General features: G+C 62.6%; 18 protein-coding genes and 1 pseudogene. 9 read left to right on the top strand and 10 right to left on the bottom strand.

Annotated features, from left to right (window positions below; translation table 11 throughout):
- Both MJ956_RS10320 and MJ956_RS10315 read right to left on the bottom strand, forming a co-directional pair.
- A pseudogene (locus tag MJ956_RS10320) lies at positions 1-214 on the bottom strand (DNA topoisomerase IV subunit B); the annotation flags it as partial.
- A 394-nt stretch (positions 215-608) separates the two neighbouring features.
- Complete coding sequence (locus MJ956_RS10315) at positions 609-1,208, bottom strand: PilZ domain-containing protein (protein WP_253964384.1); 600 nt, start codon at positions 1,206-1,208, stop codon at positions 609-611.
- 129 nt (positions 1,209-1,337) lie between these two features.
- Between MJ956_RS10315 and MJ956_RS10310 the strand changes: the two genes are divergently transcribed.
- The gene (locus MJ956_RS10310) at positions 1,338-2,351 is read left to right on the top strand and encodes a rhomboid family intramembrane serine protease (RefSeq protein ID WP_341482715.1); all 1,014 of its coding nucleotides are present in this window, start codon (positions 1,338-1,340) and stop codon (positions 2,349-2,351) included.
- A gap of 83 nt (positions 2,352-2,434) precedes the next feature.
- Entirely contained in the window at positions 2,435-2,866 is a 432-nt protein-coding gene (locus MJ956_RS10305; protein ID WP_253964383.1) for a CBS domain-containing protein, read from the top strand.
- A 75-nt stretch (positions 2,867-2,941) separates the two neighbouring features.
- Here the strand turns inward: MJ956_RS10305 and MJ956_RS10300 are convergent, their stop codons facing one another.
- The 3 genes from MJ956_RS10300 to folE all read right to left on the bottom strand — a co-directional run bounded on the left by MJ956_RS10300 (position 2,942) and on the right by folE (position 5,072).
- On the bottom strand, positions 2,942-3,940 hold the full coding sequence (locus MJ956_RS10300) for a patatin-like phospholipase family protein (protein ID WP_253964382.1): 999 nt from the start codon (positions 3,938-3,940) through the stop codon (positions 2,942-2,944).
- Between the two features lie 65 nt (positions 3,941-4,005).
- On the bottom strand, positions 4,006-4,440 hold the full coding sequence (gene hisI / locus MJ956_RS10295; protein ID WP_253964381.1) for a phosphoribosyl-AMP cyclohydrolase: 435 nt from the start codon (positions 4,438-4,440) through the stop codon (positions 4,006-4,008).
- An 8-nt stretch (positions 4,441-4,448) separates the two neighbouring features.
- A complete protein-coding gene (gene folE, locus MJ956_RS10290) occupies positions 4,449-5,072 on the bottom strand; it encodes a GTP cyclohydrolase I FolE (RefSeq protein ID WP_253964380.1) in 624 nt (207 codons plus the stop codon).
- A gap of 249 nt (positions 5,073-5,321) precedes the next feature.
- Here folE and MJ956_RS10285 point away from each other — a divergent pair, with 249 nt between their 5' ends.
- Together MJ956_RS10285 and yidD are read left to right on the top strand one after the other, a co-directional pair.
- Complete coding sequence (locus tag MJ956_RS10285; RefSeq protein WP_253964379.1) at positions 5,322-5,768, top strand: iron-sulfur cluster assembly scaffold protein; 447 nt, start codon at positions 5,322-5,324, stop codon at positions 5,766-5,768.
- Positions 5,769-5,816: 48 nt separating this feature from the next.
- Positions 5,817-6,155, top strand: coding sequence for a membrane protein insertion efficiency factor YidD (gene yidD, locus MJ956_RS10280; protein ID WP_253964378.1), 339 nt, complete (start codon positions 5,817-5,819; stop codon positions 6,153-6,155).
- A gap of 67 nt (positions 6,156-6,222) precedes the next feature.
- Here yidD and MJ956_RS10275 read toward each other — a convergent pair whose 3' ends face one another.
- Positions 6,223-6,708 carry a LysM peptidoglycan-binding domain-containing protein gene (locus tag MJ956_RS10275; RefSeq protein WP_253964377.1) on the bottom strand — a complete coding sequence of 162 codons (486 nt, stop codon included), beginning with the start codon at positions 6,706-6,708 and terminating at the stop codon, positions 6,223-6,225.
- Positions 6,709-6,861: 153 nt separating this feature from the next.
- On the opposite strand from MJ956_RS10275, the gene thrS reads away from it, so the two are divergent.
- The 5 genes from thrS to MJ956_RS10250 all read left to right on the top strand — a co-directional run bounded on the left by thrS (position 6,862) and on the right by MJ956_RS10250 (position 13,751).
- A complete protein-coding gene (gene thrS / locus MJ956_RS10270; RefSeq protein ID WP_253964376.1) occupies positions 6,862-8,826 on the top strand; it encodes a threonine--tRNA ligase in 1,965 nt (654 codons plus the stop codon).
- 350 nt (positions 8,827-9,176) lie between these two features.
- Entirely contained in the window at positions 9,177-10,376 is a 1,200-nt protein-coding gene (locus MJ956_RS10265; RefSeq protein ID WP_253964375.1) for an ABC transporter substrate-binding protein, read from the top strand.
- A gap of 60 nt (positions 10,377-10,436) precedes the next feature.
- A complete protein-coding gene (locus tag MJ956_RS10260) occupies positions 10,437-12,287 on the top strand; it encodes an ABC transporter permease (RefSeq protein ID WP_253964374.1) in 1,851 nt (616 codons plus the stop codon).
- Entirely contained in the window at positions 12,284-13,057 is a 774-nt protein-coding gene (locus MJ956_RS10255) for an ABC transporter ATP-binding protein (protein ID WP_253964373.1), read from the top strand. Before MJ956_RS10260 ends, MJ956_RS10255 begins: the two co-directional genes overlap by 4 nt.
- A complete protein-coding gene (locus tag MJ956_RS10250) occupies positions 13,050-13,751 on the top strand; it encodes an ABC transporter ATP-binding protein (RefSeq protein ID WP_253964372.1) in 702 nt (233 codons plus the stop codon). The genes MJ956_RS10255 and MJ956_RS10250 overlap by 8 nt, the downstream gene beginning before the upstream one ends.
- Positions 13,752-13,816: 65 nt before the next feature.
- On the opposite strand, the gene MJ956_RS10245 is transcribed toward MJ956_RS10250, so the two are convergent.
- From MJ956_RS10245 to MJ956_RS10230, 4 genes are all read right to left on the bottom strand, one after another.
- The gene (locus MJ956_RS10245) at positions 13,817-15,442 is read right to left on the bottom strand and encodes a TRAP transporter large permease (protein ID WP_253964371.1); all 1,626 of its coding nucleotides are present in this window, start codon (positions 15,440-15,442) and stop codon (positions 13,817-13,819) included.
- A gap of 5 nt (positions 15,443-15,447) precedes the next feature.
- Positions 15,448-16,128: a TRAP transporter small permease gene (locus tag MJ956_RS10240; RefSeq protein WP_253964370.1), complete on the bottom strand. Its 681-nt coding sequence runs from the start codon at positions 16,126-16,128 to the stop codon at positions 15,448-15,450.
- A 110-nt stretch (positions 16,129-16,238) separates the two neighbouring features.
- Positions 16,239-17,249 carry a DctP family TRAP transporter solute-binding subunit gene (locus MJ956_RS10235; RefSeq protein ID WP_253964369.1) on the bottom strand — a complete coding sequence of 337 codons (1,011 nt, stop codon included), beginning with the start codon at positions 17,247-17,249 and terminating at the stop codon, positions 16,239-16,241.
- Positions 17,250-17,530: 281 nt separating this feature from the next.
- Entirely contained in the window at positions 17,531-18,751 is a 1,221-nt protein-coding gene (locus tag MJ956_RS10230; protein ID WP_253964368.1) for an acyl-CoA dehydrogenase, read from the bottom strand.
- Positions 18,752-18,815 lie beyond the last annotated feature (64 nt).

Below are 18,815 nucleotides of genomic sequence, written 5' to 3'. Positions count from 1 at the left end.
CCTCGGCAAAGAGGTGATGCAGCGCCTTTTCGTCGGTGCCGCCGATATACATGCCCGGGCGGCGGCGAACCGGCTCCAGGCCTTCCAGAACCTCGATGTCGGCCGCCGTGTAGTCGGCTTGCTGCGCTGAATTTTGCGACGGCGAAGGCTCATCAGCCGGCTTGGACGGTTTTGTCCGACGCGCCGCACTGCCCGAAAAAAGGTCGTCGCTCATCGCGGACCCGTCTGCGAAACGTGCGGGACAAACTCGTGTTGCAATGGTTTCTCGCGCCCATCAACCATGGGCTCTGCCTATACTTTCACTAAATGTTCTTCAAGAGTCATGTGCCGTTTCCCGGCGCATAACGCCTCCGCGGCGGATTTATCCACGGGTTCCGCACGGCCGTGCGATCGCATGAACTGGACTTTGTCCCTTTGGGGCGTGATTTCGCTCAAACGTAGTTCCACAGATGCCAGGGCGGAGGGCGTGACCCTGTTGCGGCAATCTTCACCGTCTGCCTTACTTCGATCGGCGGAATGCCGCGGTTTCGGGACGGCCGGTGCAGTCGAAACCGAGTTGATTACGGTCCCTCAAGCGCCAAGAGATCCCGACGAATTCCCGAAGGCGATCAACGCAAGTTGCGTTCGATCGTTTCGCGCGACTGCGTTGCCGCGAACTCGATCGCAAACCCCTCTTCGAGGTGGCGGACGACACGCCCTTGCGTCGTGCCCAGCGTGATCCGCGAACCAATGGCGGGTCGAATTCGACTCGTCACGGCGGCGCCGGAAAGCGACAGATCGATGATCCGAGCCTGGTAGCGTCGGCCGTCTTCGAGGACCAGGTCGATCAAGGGATTTTCCGGCTCCACGCGCTCATGGCGCCGATCTTCCGGTAGGTCGAGTTCATGACGGTTCGCTAGCCAGGTCAGTTGGGCTGCCAGCTTTTCGCGTTTGCGTTCGCTGCTCTTGAGCGAGAGCACGAAACCACCGTCGGAAACGCGAACCACCGTGCCCTCCAATCGACCGATATGATCTATGTAGACGATGATCCGTTCGCCGTCCCAGGGCCGGACGGCCGTGGTGATCGCGACATCGCCGGGGGACATGTTTTCGGCGCGACATGGATATTCGGTTCGGTCTTCGCGCATGAACCGCCCGAGGAGATTGACGTCGACACGATTGAAGCGGCGCCGCTCCTCCGATCCCAATTGCCGTGCCTCAGCTTGCATATTCTCTCAGCCGTCAATTCCCCACGGTCGCTGGCAACCGTGCTTACCGGGATTTTTTACAGCTTGAAGCTTAACGATCTGTGCAGGAATCTCCGTCCTGCGACGCGGCGGAGCCGTGTTAACTCTCGCATGAAGATCTGTTTGCCGAATTGCGCTGGAAAACTTACGAATGATGCAGGACGGATTCGATCCTGTTTGGCAGCATCCACTGTGCGCGTCCTGGTTTTCCGGTTCAGGTGCACGCAAGACCTTCAGCCGCCCCATGACATGGGGCGGTTTTTTGTTGTGTCACTTGGCGATCCGCGCCCCATGTTCGGCGAACCGATGCGTCGCCCTCGCGGTTGTCGGCCGGCACCACACAAAGACCGAAACGAAGACGGAGCGCGACGCGTGACCCCGCACCAATCCAGTCGAACAGATGACGAGACCACTGATCGAGGGCGGTACCCTCCGGCTTTCAACGTGCCGGGGATCATTCTGATCCTTATCGCGATTTTCGCGGTCATCCATGCGATCCGGGTCTTCGTGCTGGGCCCCGTGGCTGCGTCCGATGTGCTGCTCGACTTCGCATTCATTCCCGGTTGCTACGGTGATGTCGATGAAATTTGTGGGTTTCGTTCCCCCGGCGCCGACCTCTGGACGCCAATCTCCTATGCGTTTCTACATGGGGATTGGACGCATCTGGGGGTCAACGCCGTGTGGCTCCTGGCTTTCGGGACGCCGGTCGCGCGGCGCCTCGGGACCGCTCGTTTCGTCGGCTTCTCGTGCGCTGGCGCGGTGGTCGGTGCGGCGGCCTTCTCGGCCTTGAACCCGACGCTGGTCGCGCCGGTCATCGGGGCCTCGGGGATTGTGTCCGCTTTGATGGGAGGGGCCTGCTGCTTCGCCTTCGGCGGGCGGGGGCGGACACGGTTCAATCCGGCGCGGGCCGACCTGCCGGTCGTGTCGATTGCCGATGCGTTGGGCAACAGGACCGTCCTGGTCTTCATCGCGGTCTTTTTCGCGACCAACCTGCTGATCGGCAGCGGAGTCGGCGGTGCGTTCGGCGGCGGCTCAATCGCCTGGGAAGCCCATCTCGGCGGGTTCGCGTTCGGATTTCTGGCATTTCGTCTGTTCGATCCCCTGTCGCGCATCCGCACGCCCTGACACGCGCGCCTTGCCTCTTGCGGTTCGTGCCAGTCTGGCTCACCCTTCCGGATGTCCACGAAGACGAAGGGGAGACTGAAGACATGTCCGTGCGCCAAATACTGGAAGAGAAGGGCCGGGAGGTCGTGACACTCCGACCTGAGGCGACCTTGGAAGAGGCTATCCAAATTCTCGCGGGCAGAAAGATCGGCGCCATCGTCCTCGTCGATGCTCAGGGGGCGGTCGCCGGTATCGTATCGGAACGCGATATCGTTCGTGTTCTTGGAACGTCCGGCGTCGCCAGCATTTCTCAAAGCGTGCGCGACGTCATGACGATGGCGGTGACCACATGTACGGAATCGACCTCGATCAACGAGGCGATGGAATTGATGACCCACGGTCGTTTCCGCCACTTGCCTGTCTGCGAGGAGGATAAGCTGGTCGGGATTATCTCGATCGGTGACGTCGTCAAACGCCGAATCGAGGAGGTGGAACGCGAGGCGAACGAGATGCGCGAGTATATCGCGGCCGGCTGAACCAGAGCGAGAGCAGGCGGTCGAGACGAAAGCTCTTGGACCCCGACGCAGCGGGCGACGCAAGTCGATCGTCGACTAGCGGGCGCTTGATTTGACAGCGGCATCGGTCATTCGTTCGATCTCGCCGATCCGCGTTTTCGTCGCCTCGTAGCCGAGCGCGATGGCCTCCTCGGCCCGGAAGAACTCCGAAAGGCCGATGTCGCGCACGCGCGGCTGAAGTGAAAGATCGGGTGGATCGCCGGCGAGGCGGGCGCGCGAAATGCGGTCCTGGATGATGTTGAACGCATCGACCATGGAACGTGCGATGCTGAGTTTCTCTCTCCGCGGAGAGGCATCCTCCAACCTTGGCGTCACGATATCCGTCAGCCCTAGTCCCGGCGAAGAGGCGTGTTCGTCGTCGGCGCGTTCATCCGCGACGGCCCGCATGCGAAGGACCGCCGCACGGCCGAACAGGTCGTAGTGCAGGTTCACGGCGACGACGAATTTTTCCTCGTTGACGCGGCACACATTCACCGGAACCGGGTTGACGAGAGCTCCGTCGAGCAGCTGCCGGTTGCCGCAGGAGACCGGCTCGAACACACCTGGGAGCGCATAGGACGCCCGCATCGCCAGGATCAGGGAGCCGGAATCGATCCACACCTCGGGCCCATTGTGCGCCTCGGTGGCGACGCAGACGAGGCGACGGTCCAGATCCTCGATCTTGATCCCTTCCAGCGATTCCGACAGGCGACGACTGAGCCGCATCCCACCGATCAGCCCACCGCCGCCGAAACGCAGATCGAGAAACCGCATCATTCCCCGTCGCGTCAGCGACAGGGCAAAGGTTTCCAGATCATCGAGTTTTCCAGCCAGGTAACAGCCGCCCACGAGGGCGCCGATCGACGTACCGGCGATCATCGAAATGCGAATGCCGTATTCGTCCAGTGCTCTGAGTACGCCGATATGCGCCCAGCCGCGAGCCGCACCGCCTCCAAGGGCCAACGCGATGCCAGGCGGGGGCCGCGTCGCGGTCTCTTGCGGCGCGTAGCTGGCGGGGGGAGGTTCGGCCCCCCAACCGAAGACCCGATCTAGCATCTTGCGTCGTCCCGGTTGTTCTCCGTCTGTCTAGGTAATGCTAAGGCGAAGGTCTGATCATCCGATTAAGAAGCGGCGCGGCCATCGACCGCGTCCTGATCCATAAGGCTATGCCCATCCTGCGCCACGACACGATAGAAGCAGGTCGCTCGGCTGGTATGGCACGTGTCTTCCGGCTTGGCCACGGCGACTTTCAACCAGATGGCGTCCTGGTCGCAATCGACGCGGACTTCCCGCACGCTCTGCAGGGCGCCCGACGTTTCACCCTTTTTCCAGAGCGCGTTGCGCGAACGCGACCAGAAATGCGCCACACGTGTCGAAAGGGTCGCTTCAAGCGCCTGATCATTCATATGAGCGACCATCAGGAGTTCGCCGGAGGCATGATCGGTGACAACGGCGGTCACGAGGCCGGCATCATCGAACCGTGGCCGAAGCCGTCTTCCTTCCTCCTGTTCACTCGCGTCGGCTGAAGGGCGATCAAACACCGGCTGGTCCGACATCGCCATCCTCAAACCCGGTGACCGGTCAGCGAGAAGAACCGCCCCTTCAACTCGGCATCCTCGGCAAAGGCGCCCTGGAACGACGTCGTGACGGTCAGCGAGCCTTTGGACCGAATGCCGCGCATCGACATGCACATATGTTCAGCTTCGATCATTACCGCGATTCCTTTGGGCCGAAGCATGCCGGCGATAGCCGTAGCAATCTGGGCGGTCATCGATTCCTGCGTCTGCAGGCGGCGGCCGTAGATATCGACGAGGCGGGCAATTTTCGACAGGCCGAGAACGCGGCTGTCCGGAACATAGGCAACATGCGCCTTGCCAATGATCGGCACCATGTGGTGCTCGCAGTGCGAATGAAAGTCCACATCACGTACCAGCACCATGTCGTCGTAGCCGGAAATTTCCTCGAAGGTCCGCCCCAGGACGTCGCCGGCTTCCTGTCGGTAGCCTCCGAACAACTCCTCGTAGGCTTTCACGACTCGGGCCGGCGTTTCGCGCAACCCCTCGCGGGTCGGATCTTCGCCGACCCAGCGCAGCAATGTCTCTACCGCCGCCTCGGCTTCAGCCCGACTCGGCCGCTCGTCGCGCCTTTCGTCGGAAATGTCGGGAAATTTCTTGACGACAGCGTCCATGTTGTTTCGCTCCGTGCCAGTCGGAATTCGTGCGGCAATCCACAGGGAATGTTGGTCGGGAGCCTGCGCCGGAGCGTCATCACGGCTCGAATTCGATATCCTGTCCACACCTATCCCATTTCCGGCGCCATCAGATCACGACGACGCGACCGAGGACGGCGACTTTCGAACCAGCGCCCAAGCAACTATATAGTTTCGGAAAAAGCGAAATGACAGGGCAAACCAGCGAAGCTTACGGATGGTGTTGCAGTGATCGACGACGTTTACAATGCCCGCATTCTCGAGCTGGCCGGCAACATTCCGCGGATCGGGCGCCTCGAAAGCGCGGGTGCGAGCGCGACGGCGCACTCCAAGCTTTGCGGATCGACAGTGACGGTCGATCTGACGCTCGCCGACGGCGTCGTGTCGGATTTCGCCCATGAGGTGAAGGCCTGCGCGCTCGGGCAGGCGTCGTCGTCGGTGATGGCCAGCCATATCGTCGGGGCTACACCTGACGAATTGCGTGAGGTCCGCGAGACGATGCGCCGGATGTTGAAGGAAAACGGAGCGCCGCCGTCAGGCCGCTTCGAGGATTTGAAGTATCTGGAGCCGGTCCGCGACTACAAGGCCCGGCATGCCTCCACCATGCTGACGTTCGACGCGGTTGTCGACGCGCTCGATCAGATCGCCCGCAAGGACGAGAGCGCGGCGGCATGACGGTCGAACGAGACGGTGGATCCGCCGGTTCGACGCGCTGATCCGGTCATGTGCGAGCCTCCATTAAAAGCCGATCACGCCGCGACCGAGGTCCCGCCCGACCGCCATCGGCCCTTGAGCCGCAATTACGACGGATCATGGCGCCGGACACCGGGCCGCCTCGTCGGCCTAGCCCTCGTCCGCTTCTACCAGATCGTCTTTTCGCCGTTCGTGGGGGGGCATTGCCGGCACATTCCGACCTGCTCGGAATACGCCTATGAGGCGGTTGCCAGGCACGGGCTGCTTCGAGGCGGGTTCATGAGCGCGCGGCGCGTTGCCCGCTGCGGCCCGTTCGGAACCGCCGGCCTTGACCCGGTGCCGACGGACGGGGCGGACGAGACGAAATAGGCTTCATCGTCGCGAACAAAGGCTGGGACGAAACCGCAGACGCGTGTGGCGGGACTTTCGGGCTGGTTCAGAAGTCTCGGGGGATCCTCAGCACCTGGCCGGGAAAGATCAGGTTCGGATCGGTCACGACATGCTGGTTGGCCGCCTGGATCACGGGGTATTTCGAGGTATCCTCGTAATACCGGTTCGCGAGGGCCGAGAGTGTTTCGCCGCTCACCACCGTGTGTTCCCAATATCCAACATATCCCGGAAGTATCTTCGGTCCGTAGAGAACCGGCACGGTCACGGTTGGAGGGTTGGGGCCGCCGGCGCTGTCGTCGGTAACGGTCACGAAGAGCCGGCTCAGGGTGAACGCGGCATCGGGCGGGATGTCGACGGCCTCCTGGAACTGGCGGATGGAAAGCGAACCAGCATTGGCGGCGGCCGTCACCTCGTCATGCCCTTCGCTGATCCGGATAGTTAGGTGCCCCTCGAATCCGACCGCGTTGCCCGCGATCATTATCGGGTTTCCGACAAGGTCGAACGGCTTGGGTTGCAGAATTTCGATGTTCATGGTCGCGGCTCCCTTGCACAGGTACACGCACCTTGAATATATCCGCCGCGCGGGCGGAGAGCAATTCACGATCGTCTTGGGTCTCCTGGCCGCGCGCCGATAATCGGAACCACCCGCGTTCGTTGGCGGGACTGGATGAGAGAGATTTGCTCTATGGCTGACGCTGTTTCCCTGACATTTCCCGATGGTTCCGCGCGCGAATACGACGTGGCCACCCGCGGTATCGACGTCGCCGTCGGTATCTCCAAGTCGTTGGCCAAGAAGGCCGTCGCCTATGCGCTCGACGGTGAAGTGCGCGATCTGGCCGATCCGCTCGGGCGCGGCGGTGCGCTCGAGATCCTCACCCGCGATGATCCGCGCGCGCTCGAACTCATTCGGCACGATGCCGCCCATGTCATGGCCGAAGCGGTTCAGGAGCTATGGCCGGACACCCAGGTGACGATCGGTCCGGTGATCGAGAACGGCTTCTATTACGATTTCGCCCGCGATACGCCCTTCACCACCGATGACCTGACGACCATCGAGAAGAAGATGGCCGAGATTATCCGCCGCAATGCGCGCTTCACCAAGGAAGTCTGGCCGCGCGACAAGGCGCGTCAGGTGTTCGCCGACAAGGGGGAGACCTACAAGGTCGAACTGCTGGACGCGATCCCGGAGGATCAGGACGTCAAGATCTACAGCCAGGGCGACTGGTTCGATCTCTGCCGGGGACCGCACATGGCGTCGACCGGTCAGGTCGGCGACGCCTTCAAACTGATGAAGGTCGCGGGGGCCTATTGGCGTGGCGATTCGAACAATCCGATGCTGACCCGTATCTACGGGACCGCCTGGGCCAATCAGGAGCAGCTGAAGGCTTATCTCCATATGCTGGAGGAGGCAGAAAAGCGCGACCATCGTCGGCTCGGCCGGGAGATGGACCTGTTCCATTTCCAGGAGGAGGGGCCCGGCGTCGTCTTCTGGCACGCGCATGGCTGGCGGATGTTCCAGAACCTCGTCGCCTATATGCGCCGCCGGCTCGAAGACACCTACGATGAGGTCAACGCGCCGCAGATCCTCGACAAGGCGCTTTGGGAAACCTCGGGCCATTGGGGCTGGTACAAGGAGCACATGTTCGTCACGGAAACCGAGGACGAACGCGTCTTCGCGATCAAGCCGATGAATTGTCCCGGCCATGTGCAGATCTTCAAGCACGGTCTGAAAAGCTACCGAGACCTGCCGATCCGCTACGCGGAATTTGGCAACGTGCATCGCTACGAGCCGTCCGGCGCGCTGCATGGGCTGATGCGCGTGCGCGGCTTTACTCAGGACGACGCCCACGTCTTTTGCACCGAGGACCAGCTCGAGGCCGAATGCCTGCGGATCAACGATCTGATCCTGTCTACCTATGCCGATTTCGGCTTCGACGAGATCACGGTGAAACTGTCGACCCGGCCCGAAAAGCGCGTCGGCTCGGACGCCAACTGGGATCACGCCGAAAGGATCATGGCCGATGTGCTCGAGCGGATCGCGGCGCAATCGGGCGGCAAGATCAAGACCGCGGTCAATCCGGGCGAGGGGGCTTTCTACGGACCCAAATTCGAGTATGTGCTGCGCGACGCCATCGGCCGCGACTGGCAATGCGGCACCACACAGGTCGATTTCACCCTGCCTGAACGCTTTGGCGCGTTCTACATCGACAAGGATTCCGACAAGAAGACTCCGGTGATGATCCACCGCGCGATCTGCGGGTCGATGGAGCGCTTCCTCGGAATTCTGCTCGAGAACTATGCCGGCCACCTGCCGCTGTGGTTCGCCCCGCTGCAAGTGGTGGTGGCGACGATCACGTCGGAGGCCGATGGCTACGTCAATGAGGTTGCCGAAGCGCTCAGGCAGGCAGGCCTCAAAGTCGAAACCGACCTCAGAAACGAGAAGATCAACTACAAGGTCCGCGAGCACTCCGTCGCCAAGGTCCCGGTGATTCTCGTCTGCGGCAAGCGCGAAGCCGAGGAAGGCACGGTCAATTTGCGTCGGATCGGCTCGCGCGACCAAACGTCTATGGGCCTGGCGGATGCGGTCGCGGCCCTGAGCGAGGAAGCCGTCCCCCCGGATCTTCACAGGAAGGCTGACGCCGCCGCCTGATACTGTGTCTGCCTGGCGTCCCCTTACAAGGACGCCGGGGTTTCTGCGTATGGATCGTCTGCCGGGTATGACTCGATTACCGGCCGAACGGTGGGTGGCGCATCATTCGATGAAGGGCCGGCAGCCTCGGCGCTCGTAGGCCCCTCGCTATTCCGTATTGGCGCGTGGGACGATAAGGAAGGCTGGAAGCGGTCTGGAAGGGAAGGGGGCGCCGGTCGTAGCATCGCCCGATCCGGATTGCGATGGACAAGCTGCCGGCGATCGAAAGCGGGAGCAACTGGAAGCTGACCCCGCATTGACCGCCGCCTATGGGGGGCGCGTTCCGTGCTCGAAGCCATCAGGAGAGACTCATGAGAATAATCCGGAAGCTGGCAGTCGCCATCGCCCTGTTAACGGCGATCTCCGGGGGGGCTGCCGCCCAGGAATCGATCAAGGTCGGCGACATCAACCACTATAAGCGGATGGCAGCCTTCGCCGAACCCTATCGCAAGGGCATCGAACTGGCGCTCAAGGAGATCAACGCGGCGGGAGGGGTTCTCGGCAGGCCGCTGGAATTCATCTTCCGCGACGACCAGGGCAAGCCGGGCGAGGCCGTGAAGATCGCCGAGGAACTGATGACCCGCGAGGACACGGTGATGCTGACCGGGACGATCCTGTCCAATGTCGGCCTCGCCATCTCCTCGCTCGCGGCCGAGAAGGGCTATGTCTATCTCGCGGCCGAGCCGCTGGCGGACGCGCTGGTCTGGAGTTCGGGCAATCCCTACACGTTCCGACTGCGGACCTCGACCTTCGTCCAGGCCGCCATGCTGGCCGAACAGGCCGCCAAGACCGATGCGGTCCGCTATGCCACGATCGCGCCGAACTATGCCTACGGCACCGACGCGGTCGAGGCGTTTAAGACCAACCTCAAGCGGCTGAAGCCGGAGGTCGAATTCGTCACCGAACAATGGCCGGCGCTGTTCAAGATCGACGCCGGCGCCGAGGTTCAGGCGCTGGAGGCCGCCAAGCCCGATGCGATCTATAACGTCACCTTCGGGTCCGATCTTGCGAAATTCGTCCGCGAGGGCGGCACGCGTGGTTTGTTCGAGGGCCGCATGGTCTACGGGCTTTTGACCGGCGAGCCTGAGTATCTGGAACCGCTGGGCGATGAGGCGCCAGTCGGCTGGGTCGTGACCGGATATCCCTGGTATGCGATCAGCGAAGGGCCGGGCAAGACGTTTGTCGACGCCTATATCGCCGAAACGGGCGAAACTCCAAAGAACGGCAGCCTCGTCGGTTACATGACCGCCCAGAGCATCGCCGCGCTGATCGAAAAGGCAGGCTCCATCGAGACCGATGCCCTGCTCGAAGCGTTCGAAGGGCTGACGGTCGATACGCCCGACGGCGAAATCACCTATCGCGCTATCGACAATCAGTCGACGATGGGCGCCTTTATCGGCACTACCGCGATCGAGGACGGCAAGGGTGTCATGGTCGACTGGGCCTATGTCGATCCGACCCCCTACATGCCGAGCGATGACGAGATCAGAGCCATGCGCCCGGCCGACTGAAGGCCGGCGTCTTGATCGGCCCGCATCACTCGCGACAGAACGGACGCCATGGAACTTTTTGTGGCACAGCTCCTAACCGGGCTTGCGAACGCGGCGGCGCTGTTCCTGGTCGCCTCCGGGCTGTCGCTCATCTTCGGCGTGACGCGTATCGTCAATTTCGCCCACGGCTCGTTCTACATGCTGGGCGCGTATATCGGCCTTTCGCTGATGGATATCCTGCCGGGGCATGTCGGCTTCTGGGCGTCGATCGTCCTGGCGGGAATAGCCGTCGGTCTCGTCGGCGTGGTCGTCGAAATCCTGGTGCTTCGCCCGATCTACCGGGCGCCGGAACTGTTCCAACTGGTCGCTACCTTCGGGGTGATCCTCGTCATTCAGGATCTGGCCCTGATCGTCTGGGGGGCGGAAGACCGCCTTGGGCCGCGTGCGCCCGGGTTGAAATCGGTCGTGCGCATCATGGGCGAGCCGGTGCCACAATATGATTTAGCGCTGATCGCGATTACCCCCTTCGTGCTGTTCGGCTTGTGGTGGCTGATCAACCGGACACGCGTCGGTATCCTCATGCGGGCCGCGACGCAGGATCGCGAGATGGTCGGCGCGCTCGGCGTCAACCAGGCCTGGCTGTTCACCGGCGTCTTCTTTCTCGGCTCGGCGCTGGCCGGGTTGGGTGGAGCGATCCAACTGCCCAAGGGCGGCGCCGACCGCTTGATGGATTTCAATATCCTTGCCGCCATCTTCGTGGTGGTGGTGATCGGCGGTATGGGATCGCTGCCCGGCGCGTTTTTGGCCGCAGTGCTCATTTCGGTTCTGAATGTTTTCGGCGTGTTGTACCTGCCGCAAAGCACGCTGGTGCTGATGTTCGTCGTGATGGCCGTCGTACTGATCGTGCGCCCCTACGGTCTCCTGGGACGCGAGGAGGTGGCTGGCGAGCAAGGGCAAGCGGGCGAGCCGGAACAGCCGATGCGCCCCGCCGGATTGCGGGGCCGGCTGTTCGTCGCAGCGCTTCTCGCGGCGCTCCTGATCCTGCCTGTATTTGGATCAAACTTCAGCCAGGTTCTGGTAACCGATATCCTTGTCGTCTGCCTGTTCGCCGCTTCGCTGCAATTCATGCTCAGCTGGGGCGGGCTGGTCAGCTTCGGTCACGCGGTGTTCTTCGGCGGCGGTGCCTATGCGGCGGCGCTCGTGGTCGTCTACGCCGATGCGCCGATGGAAATTGCCTTTGGGATGGCGCCGCTAGGCGCCGGGCTGTTGGCCATCGTCATCGGCTGGTTCTGCATCCGCCTCAGCGGGGTCTATTTCGCCATGCTGACGCTGGCCTTCAGCCAGTTGGTCTGGTCGCTGGTCTTTAAGTGGGGCGAGGTCACCGGTGGCGACGACGGGCTGGTCAACATCTGGCCGGCAGCGTGGCTCTCCGAGACCACGGCCTATTACTATTTTACGCTTCTGTTCGGCGTCGGCGGAATCATCTTCCTGCGCCATATCACCCATTCGCCCTTTGGCTACGCGTTGCGGGCCTCGCGCGACAGCGCGCGTCAGGCAGCGGCAACCGGCATTAACGTCAAGGCGGTGCAGTGGGCCGCCTTCGCGGTTGCCGGCGCCCTGGCGGGCCTTGCGGGCGGCCTGTTCGTCTTCTCCAAGGGGTCGATCTTTCCCAACGAATTGGAAATCGCCAAGAGCTTCGACGCCTTGATCTTCGTTTTCCTCGGCGGCGTCAAAACGCTTTCGGGCGGCGTCGTCGGTGCGGCCTCGCTGGAAGCGGTGAAGGACTGGCTGACCCGGCTCGAATACTGGCGGTTGATCCTCGGCCTGCTGATCATCGCCGTGGTGATCGTAGCGCCCGACGGCATCGTCGGAACGCTCCGCAAGCTGGGCGAGCGCCTCAGCCTGACCCGTGACAGGCAGGGCGTTTCGTGAGCCCGGTTCTGAAGGTCGAGCATCTCTCGAAATCCTTCGACGGCGTCGATGCGGTCAAGGACGTCAGCTTCGACCTGATGCCGGGTGAGCTGAAGGCGCTGATCGGCCCCAACGGCGCCGGGAAATCCACCTGCTTCAATATGCTGATGGGTCAGTTGAAGCCGAGCAGCGGCGAGGTGTTTCTGCGCGGCAAGCCGGTCACCGGCCTGCCGCCCCGACGGATCTGGCGCATGGGGGTCGGGCGAACCTTCCAGATCACCGGCACTTATCAGAGCATGACGGTCGCGGAAAACGTGCAGATGGCGCTGATCAGCCATCATCGGCGGCTGTTTGCGGTGATTCCCTATGCCTACCGCCTCTACCGCGACGAAGCGCTCGCGCTGCTGGAGCTTGTCGGAATGGCCGACCAGGCTGACCGTGCCTGCTCGATCCTGGCCTATGGCGACCTGAAGCGCCTGGAACTGGCCATCGCGCTCAGTCACCGGCCGGGCCTCCTGTTGATGGACGAGCCGACTGCTGGAATGGCGCCGCGGGAGCGGGCCGCTCTGATGCAGTTGACCGCCGATATCGTGCGGGACCGAGGCATCAGCGTGCTCTTCACCGAGCACGACATGGATGTCGTCTTCACCCATGCCCACCACATCATGGTGCTCAATCGCGGCGAGCTGATCGCCGCGGGCACCGCAGCCGAAATCCGCGCCGACGAGCGGGTTCAGCAGGTCTATCTGGGGGGTGGGACACTGTTTTCGCGTGATGGTCGCGATGCTTGAGATCGCGGCGATCAACAGCTTCTACGGCAGGGCGCATATTCTGCATGATCTCAGTCTTTCGGTGAACGCCGGCGAGGTCGTGGCACTGCTCGGCCGTAACGGGGCCGGCAAGACGACGACGATGAAATCCGTCATGCAGCTTGTGCGTGCCCGCTCCGGCCGGGTGCGGCTGGAGGGAGAAGACATCACTGGGTGGCCGGCGTACAGGGTCGCCCGCCACGGGATCGGCTATGTACCTGAGGAGCGGCGGATCTTCACCGATCTGACGATCCTGGAAAACCTCGAAGTCGGCCGGCAATCGGCTCGCTATGCGGCCCCGGCATGGACTGTCGAGATGCTGTTCGAGCTCTTTCCCAACCTCGGCGAGCGTCGCCACAACCGGGGCAAGACGCTGTCCGGCGGCGAGCGGCAAATGCTCAGCATCGCGCGCACATTGATGGGAAATCCGCGCCTGCTGCTGCTCGACGAGCCATCCGAGGGCCTCGCGCCGCTGATCATGGAACACATGGCCGAGACCATCCTGCGCTTCAAGGCTAAAGGCCTGACGGTGCTTCTGTCGGAACAGAACCTGCATTTCGCCCGGATCGTCGCCGACCGCGCGCTGATTATCGAACGAGGCGAGAAGAAATTCGACGGATCGTTTGCCGAACTGGAACATCACCCCGAAATCCGCGACGCGCATCTTTCGGTGTAGAGCGCCGGCGACTTCGCCCAATCGACCGGACCGGCACGGTCAGCCCCGCCGCGGCAGGTCCCTACTTACCGGGTGACGAGCTCCGGTCCCATAAGACTGTAGGGCAGCCACGTCGACAAAACCGGCACATAGGTCACCAGGATCAGGAACAGGAAGAGCACCGCGACAAAGGGCAGCGCCGCCTTGACCACCTGAACCAGACTCATGCCGGTGATGCCGGAGGTGACGAACAAATTGAGCCCAATCGGCGGCGTGATCATGCCGATCTCCATATTGACCACCATGACGATGCCGAGATGGACCGGATCGACGCCGAGCTCCATCGCGATCGGGAACACCACTGGCGCGACGATCAAAAGCAGCCCGGACGGTTCCATGAACTGGCCGCCGAGGAGCAGCAGGATATTGACCGCGATCAGGAAGGTGAACCAGTTGAAGCCGGCATCGAGCATCAGGCCGGTGATCGCCTGGGGAATGCGTTCGGCCGTCAGCACATGGGCGAAGAGCAACGCGTTGACGATGATGAACATCAGCATGATCGTCGTGCGTGCCGCGTCGACCGTCACTTTGCGCGTGTCTTCATTGAAGAACGCCTTGAAGAAGGAGCGCCCCGTCAATCCCAGGTTGCGGCCCCAGATCGGCAGGCTGGCGGCCAGGTGCTTCGGCACGCCCGCCAGTCCCGCGTTTTCGCCGCGCCAGAGCGTGTAGGCGACGAGGATCGTCAGGGACAGCACAAGACCGACGGTCGCCCGCTCGCCAAAGCCGAAACTCGCGCCGCCGGGACCTGATGTCGCGAAAAAGGACAGGATCATCCAGACGGCGAAGAAGGCGACGGCATAGACGAGGGCCGAGAAGCCGACCCTGCCCCGACGCGAGTCGGTCTCGCGCAACCAGGGTTCGTCCTTCAAAGGTCCCATGTCGCGATAGATGAACAAGGCGACGAAGAACGCGTAGACCGCCGCCACTGCCGCCGCTTCTGTCGGCGTGAATACGCCGCCGTAGATGCCGCCGAGAATGATGATGATCAGAAAGAGGCCCCAGCCGGCGTCCTTGCCGTGCCGCGCGATCTCATGGAAGCCGTGCCAAGGCTCGGCCGGTAGGTTCTTGATCCGCGCCATGATGTAGATCGCGATCATCAACATTAGCCCGGCGACGATTCCTGGAACGACGCCGGCGAGGAACATGCGCCCGACCGACACGTCGGTGGCGGCCGAATAGACCACCATGACGATCGACGGCGGGATCAGGATGCCGAGGGTTCCGGCATTGGCGATGATGCCGGCCGCGAACTCCTTGCTGTAGCCGACCTTGCGCATGCCGGCGATGGCAATGGTGCCGATCGCGACGACGGTCGCTGGAGACGAGCCGGAGAGAGCGGCGAAGAGCATGCAGGCCAGGACGGAGGCCATCGCAAGGCCGCCGCGGAAATGGCCGACCGTGGCGATGGCGAAGTTGATGAGCCGCTTGGCGACGCCGCCGGTCGACATGAAAGCCGAGGCGAGCACGAAGAAGGGAATCGCCAGCAGCGTGTAGTTCTGCGAGGCGGTGAACAGCTGCAGCGCCACCGACGACATGGAGTCGCTGGAGAAGAAGGCGATCGTGATGACCGAGGAGAGGCCGAGCGAAATGGCCACCGGCGCGCCGAGGAACAGCAGCCCCAGTACCAGTAGGAAGAGGATCAGCGTTTCCATCGCGGTCAGTCTTTCAGGAGATCTTTGTTTTGCGCGACGAGGTCTTCCGCCTCGTGGCCGGCGATGATGAGCTCGCGTTGGCCGGTCCAGATCTGGACTATCGCCTGCAGCGAGCGATAGGCCAGGAGCGCGAGCCCGATCGGCAGCATCAGATAGGCGATCCAGCGCTGAACGCGTTCCTGAACGCCGAATGTTTCCTGCACCCATTCAGGATAACGCACATCGTCGAGCCCGAGCCCGAGATTGAAGAATTTGGTCCAATAGAAGATGGCGCCGCCGGAAGAGTTCGCCCCGAAGATCGACAGCCAGTCGGCCGACAGCAGAATGATTGCGTAAAGAGCGGTGCACAGCGCGCCGAACAGTGCGACGATACGAAAGGCCGGCCTGGGGAAAAGCCGGATGGCAGCGTCGACACCGAGGTGCAGTCCCTGCTTTACGCCATAGCCCATGCCGAACAGGATCATCCAGGCAAAAAGGATGCGGGTGAGTTCGAGCGCTCCGGACCAGCCACTGTTGAAGCCGTAGCGTGCAATCACCTGAGAGAACGACACGAGCGTGATGATCGCCAAAAGGATGGCGAGGACATTCTCCTCAAGCCGGGTGACCGCTTCGGCATGCCGTCGTTCGACGAGATACAGTCCGACGATCAGGACCAATACTGCCAGGTAGGGCCACAGACCGGCCATCGCATAATCCCCCCGCACAGACGGCGCCCGTTAGGGGCAGCCCGTACACCACGTCGTTCGAGATAAGGAATAGCCGGGCGCGCTGGCGGGCGCGCCCGGCTGCTAAATGCTTAGTTCGTGGGGTTGGTCGCCACAGCGGCGTCGACGACGTCCTGGCCGATGTCGTCGGTGAACTTGTCCCAGACCGGCTTCATCGTGGAGACCCACTCATCGCGCTGCTCAGCGCTCAGTTCGCGCACTTCGCCGCCGGCGTCGATGATGTTCTGCCGGTTCTTTGCTTCGGTGTCGGCGACATTGGCGTTGGCGGTCGCCGTCACTTCGTCGACGATCTTCATGAACTGGTCGCGGAACTCGGGCTCGAGGCCGTTCAGCCATTCGGTCGAAGTGACCAGGAGATAAGCGAGCACCTGGTGGTTGGTCTCGGTGATGCCGTCCTGCACCTCGAAGAACTTCTGGGTATAGATGTTCGACCAGGTGTTTTCCTGGCCGTCGACGACGCCGGTCTGCAGCGCGCCATAAACCTCCTTGAAGGCGAGCTTTTGAGCCGAACCGCCCATCGCCTCGATCATCGCCTCGGCGACATCCGAGGTCTGGATGCGGAACTTCAGGCCGGAGGCGTCGCTCGGCACCAGCAGCGGCTTGTTCGCCGAAAACTGCTTCAGGCCGGAGAGCCAGTAGCCGAGGCCCGTATAGCCCTTGTCCTCCATGACGGTCAGAAGACCCTTGCCGGTCTCGCCATCGTTGAAGGATTCGACGCTTTCCAGACTGGAGAACAGGAACGGCAGATCGTACAGGCGATATTTCAGCGTGTACGCCTCGAACTTCGACAGCGACGGAGCGGCGAGCTGGACGTCCCCGAGCAGCAGCGCCTCGAGCACCTTGTCGTCGTCGAACAGCGTGGAGTTGGGGAAGACCTCCATGCAAGCCTTGCCGTCCATCTCCTGGTTGACGCGCTCGGCGAGCAGCGTCGCCGCATCGCCCTTGGGGTGGCCCGTCGCCGCGACGACATGGGCGAATTTGATGACCATTTCGCCGTCGTCGCAGCCGGCTTGGGCCGAAGCGCTCGATGCGCTGGCGATGAGAGCGGCGGCGGAAATTGTGCCAAGAAGCAGATTTTTCATTGATAGTCCTCCACTGCGGACGCAAACGGCGTCCGTTCAAAACGAGCGACGACGCCGACCATTCGGCATCATCGATTTGGTCACGCGGGAACGATGCGGTACCGAGGCTGGACATATGCGGCAAGTGCCGCCGTAACAGGCGCTGCTCAACTTTCCACCGTGGCTTCGCTTCGCCGGCACGCTCCCGAGATTGCGCCGCGCGACCTTAGCAAGCACGGCGCATGCCTGTCGAACGGATAGGCGCGTGATTCCGCGCCATCATACTAACGTAGGGTAGAGGATCAGAAGAACGCCTGGATGCCGGTCTGGGCTTTGCCAAGAATCAGCGCATGAACGTCGTGCGTGCCCTCGTAGGTGTTGACCGTCTCGAGATTCTGGGCGTGGCGCATAACGTGATACTCGCCCATGATGCCATTGCCGCCGTGCATGTCGCGGGCGACGCGGGCGATGTCGAGCGCCTTGCCGCAATTGTTGCGCTTGACCAGCGAGATCATCTCCGGCGCCATCTTGCCTTCATCGAACAGCCGGCCGACGCGAAGCGAGGCCTGCAGACCGAGCGCAATCTCGGTCTGCATGTCCGCGAGCTTCTTCTGGACGAGCTGGGTCGCGGCCAGAGGCCGGCCGAACTGGATTCGTTCCATCGTGTAGGCGAGGGCCCGCTTCCAGCAGTCCTCGGCCGCACCCATCGCGCCCCAGGATATGCCGTAACGCGCGCGATTGAGGCAACCGAAAGGACCCTTGAGGCCGGAGACATTCGGCAGGAGGTTTTCCTCGGGGACGACGACCCCGTCCATGACGATCTCGCCGGTGACCGAAGCCCGCAAGGACAGCTTGCCCTCGATCTTCGGCGCCGACAGGCCCGTCATGCCCTTTTCCAGGATGAAGCCCTTGATCTGGCCGTCATGAGCGGCCGATTTCGCCCAGACGACGAAGACGTCCGCGATCGGCGAATTGGAGATCCACATCTTGGCGCCGGACAGCCGGTAGCCGTCGGAGATCTTCTCGGCCTTGGTTTTCATCCCGCCCGGATCGGAGCCGGCATCCGGCTCGGTGAGGCCGAAGCAGCCGACATACTCACCGCTCGCGAGCTTCGGCAGGTACTTTCTGCGCTGCCTCTCGTCGCCATAGGCGAAGATCGGATACATCACCAGCGAGGACTGGACGCTCATCATCGAGCGGTAGCCGGAATCGACCGCCTCGACAGCCCGCGCGACTAGTCCGTAGGAGACATAGGAGGCGCCGGCACAGCCGTATTCCTCCGGAACGGTCAGACCGAGCAGGCCGAGTTCGCCCATCTCGTTGAAGATCGTCCGGTCGGTGGTCTCGTTCTGGTAGGCCTCGACGATGCGGGGCCGGAGCTTTTCCTCCGCGAAGGCACCCGCCGTGTCACGGATCAGGCGTTCGTCCTCGCTCAGCTGATCCTCAATCCGAAACGGATCGGCCCAGTCAAATGCGGCCATGGTGGGAGCGTGCGAGGAGGTCGCGGCAGGGGCGGTGGACATGGACGCTCTTCCTTGTGTCTGATGCGCAGGCGCGGATGGCCGCAATCGCCGATCAACTGTCTGA

Origin of the sequence: Aurantimonas marianensis (assembly GCF_024195285.1) — a bacterium.
Classification (GTDB): domain Bacteria; phylum Pseudomonadota; class Alphaproteobacteria; order Rhizobiales; family Rhizobiaceae; genus Aurantimonas; species Aurantimonas marianensis.
This window is presented reverse-complemented; position numbering and strand designations above follow the sequence as displayed.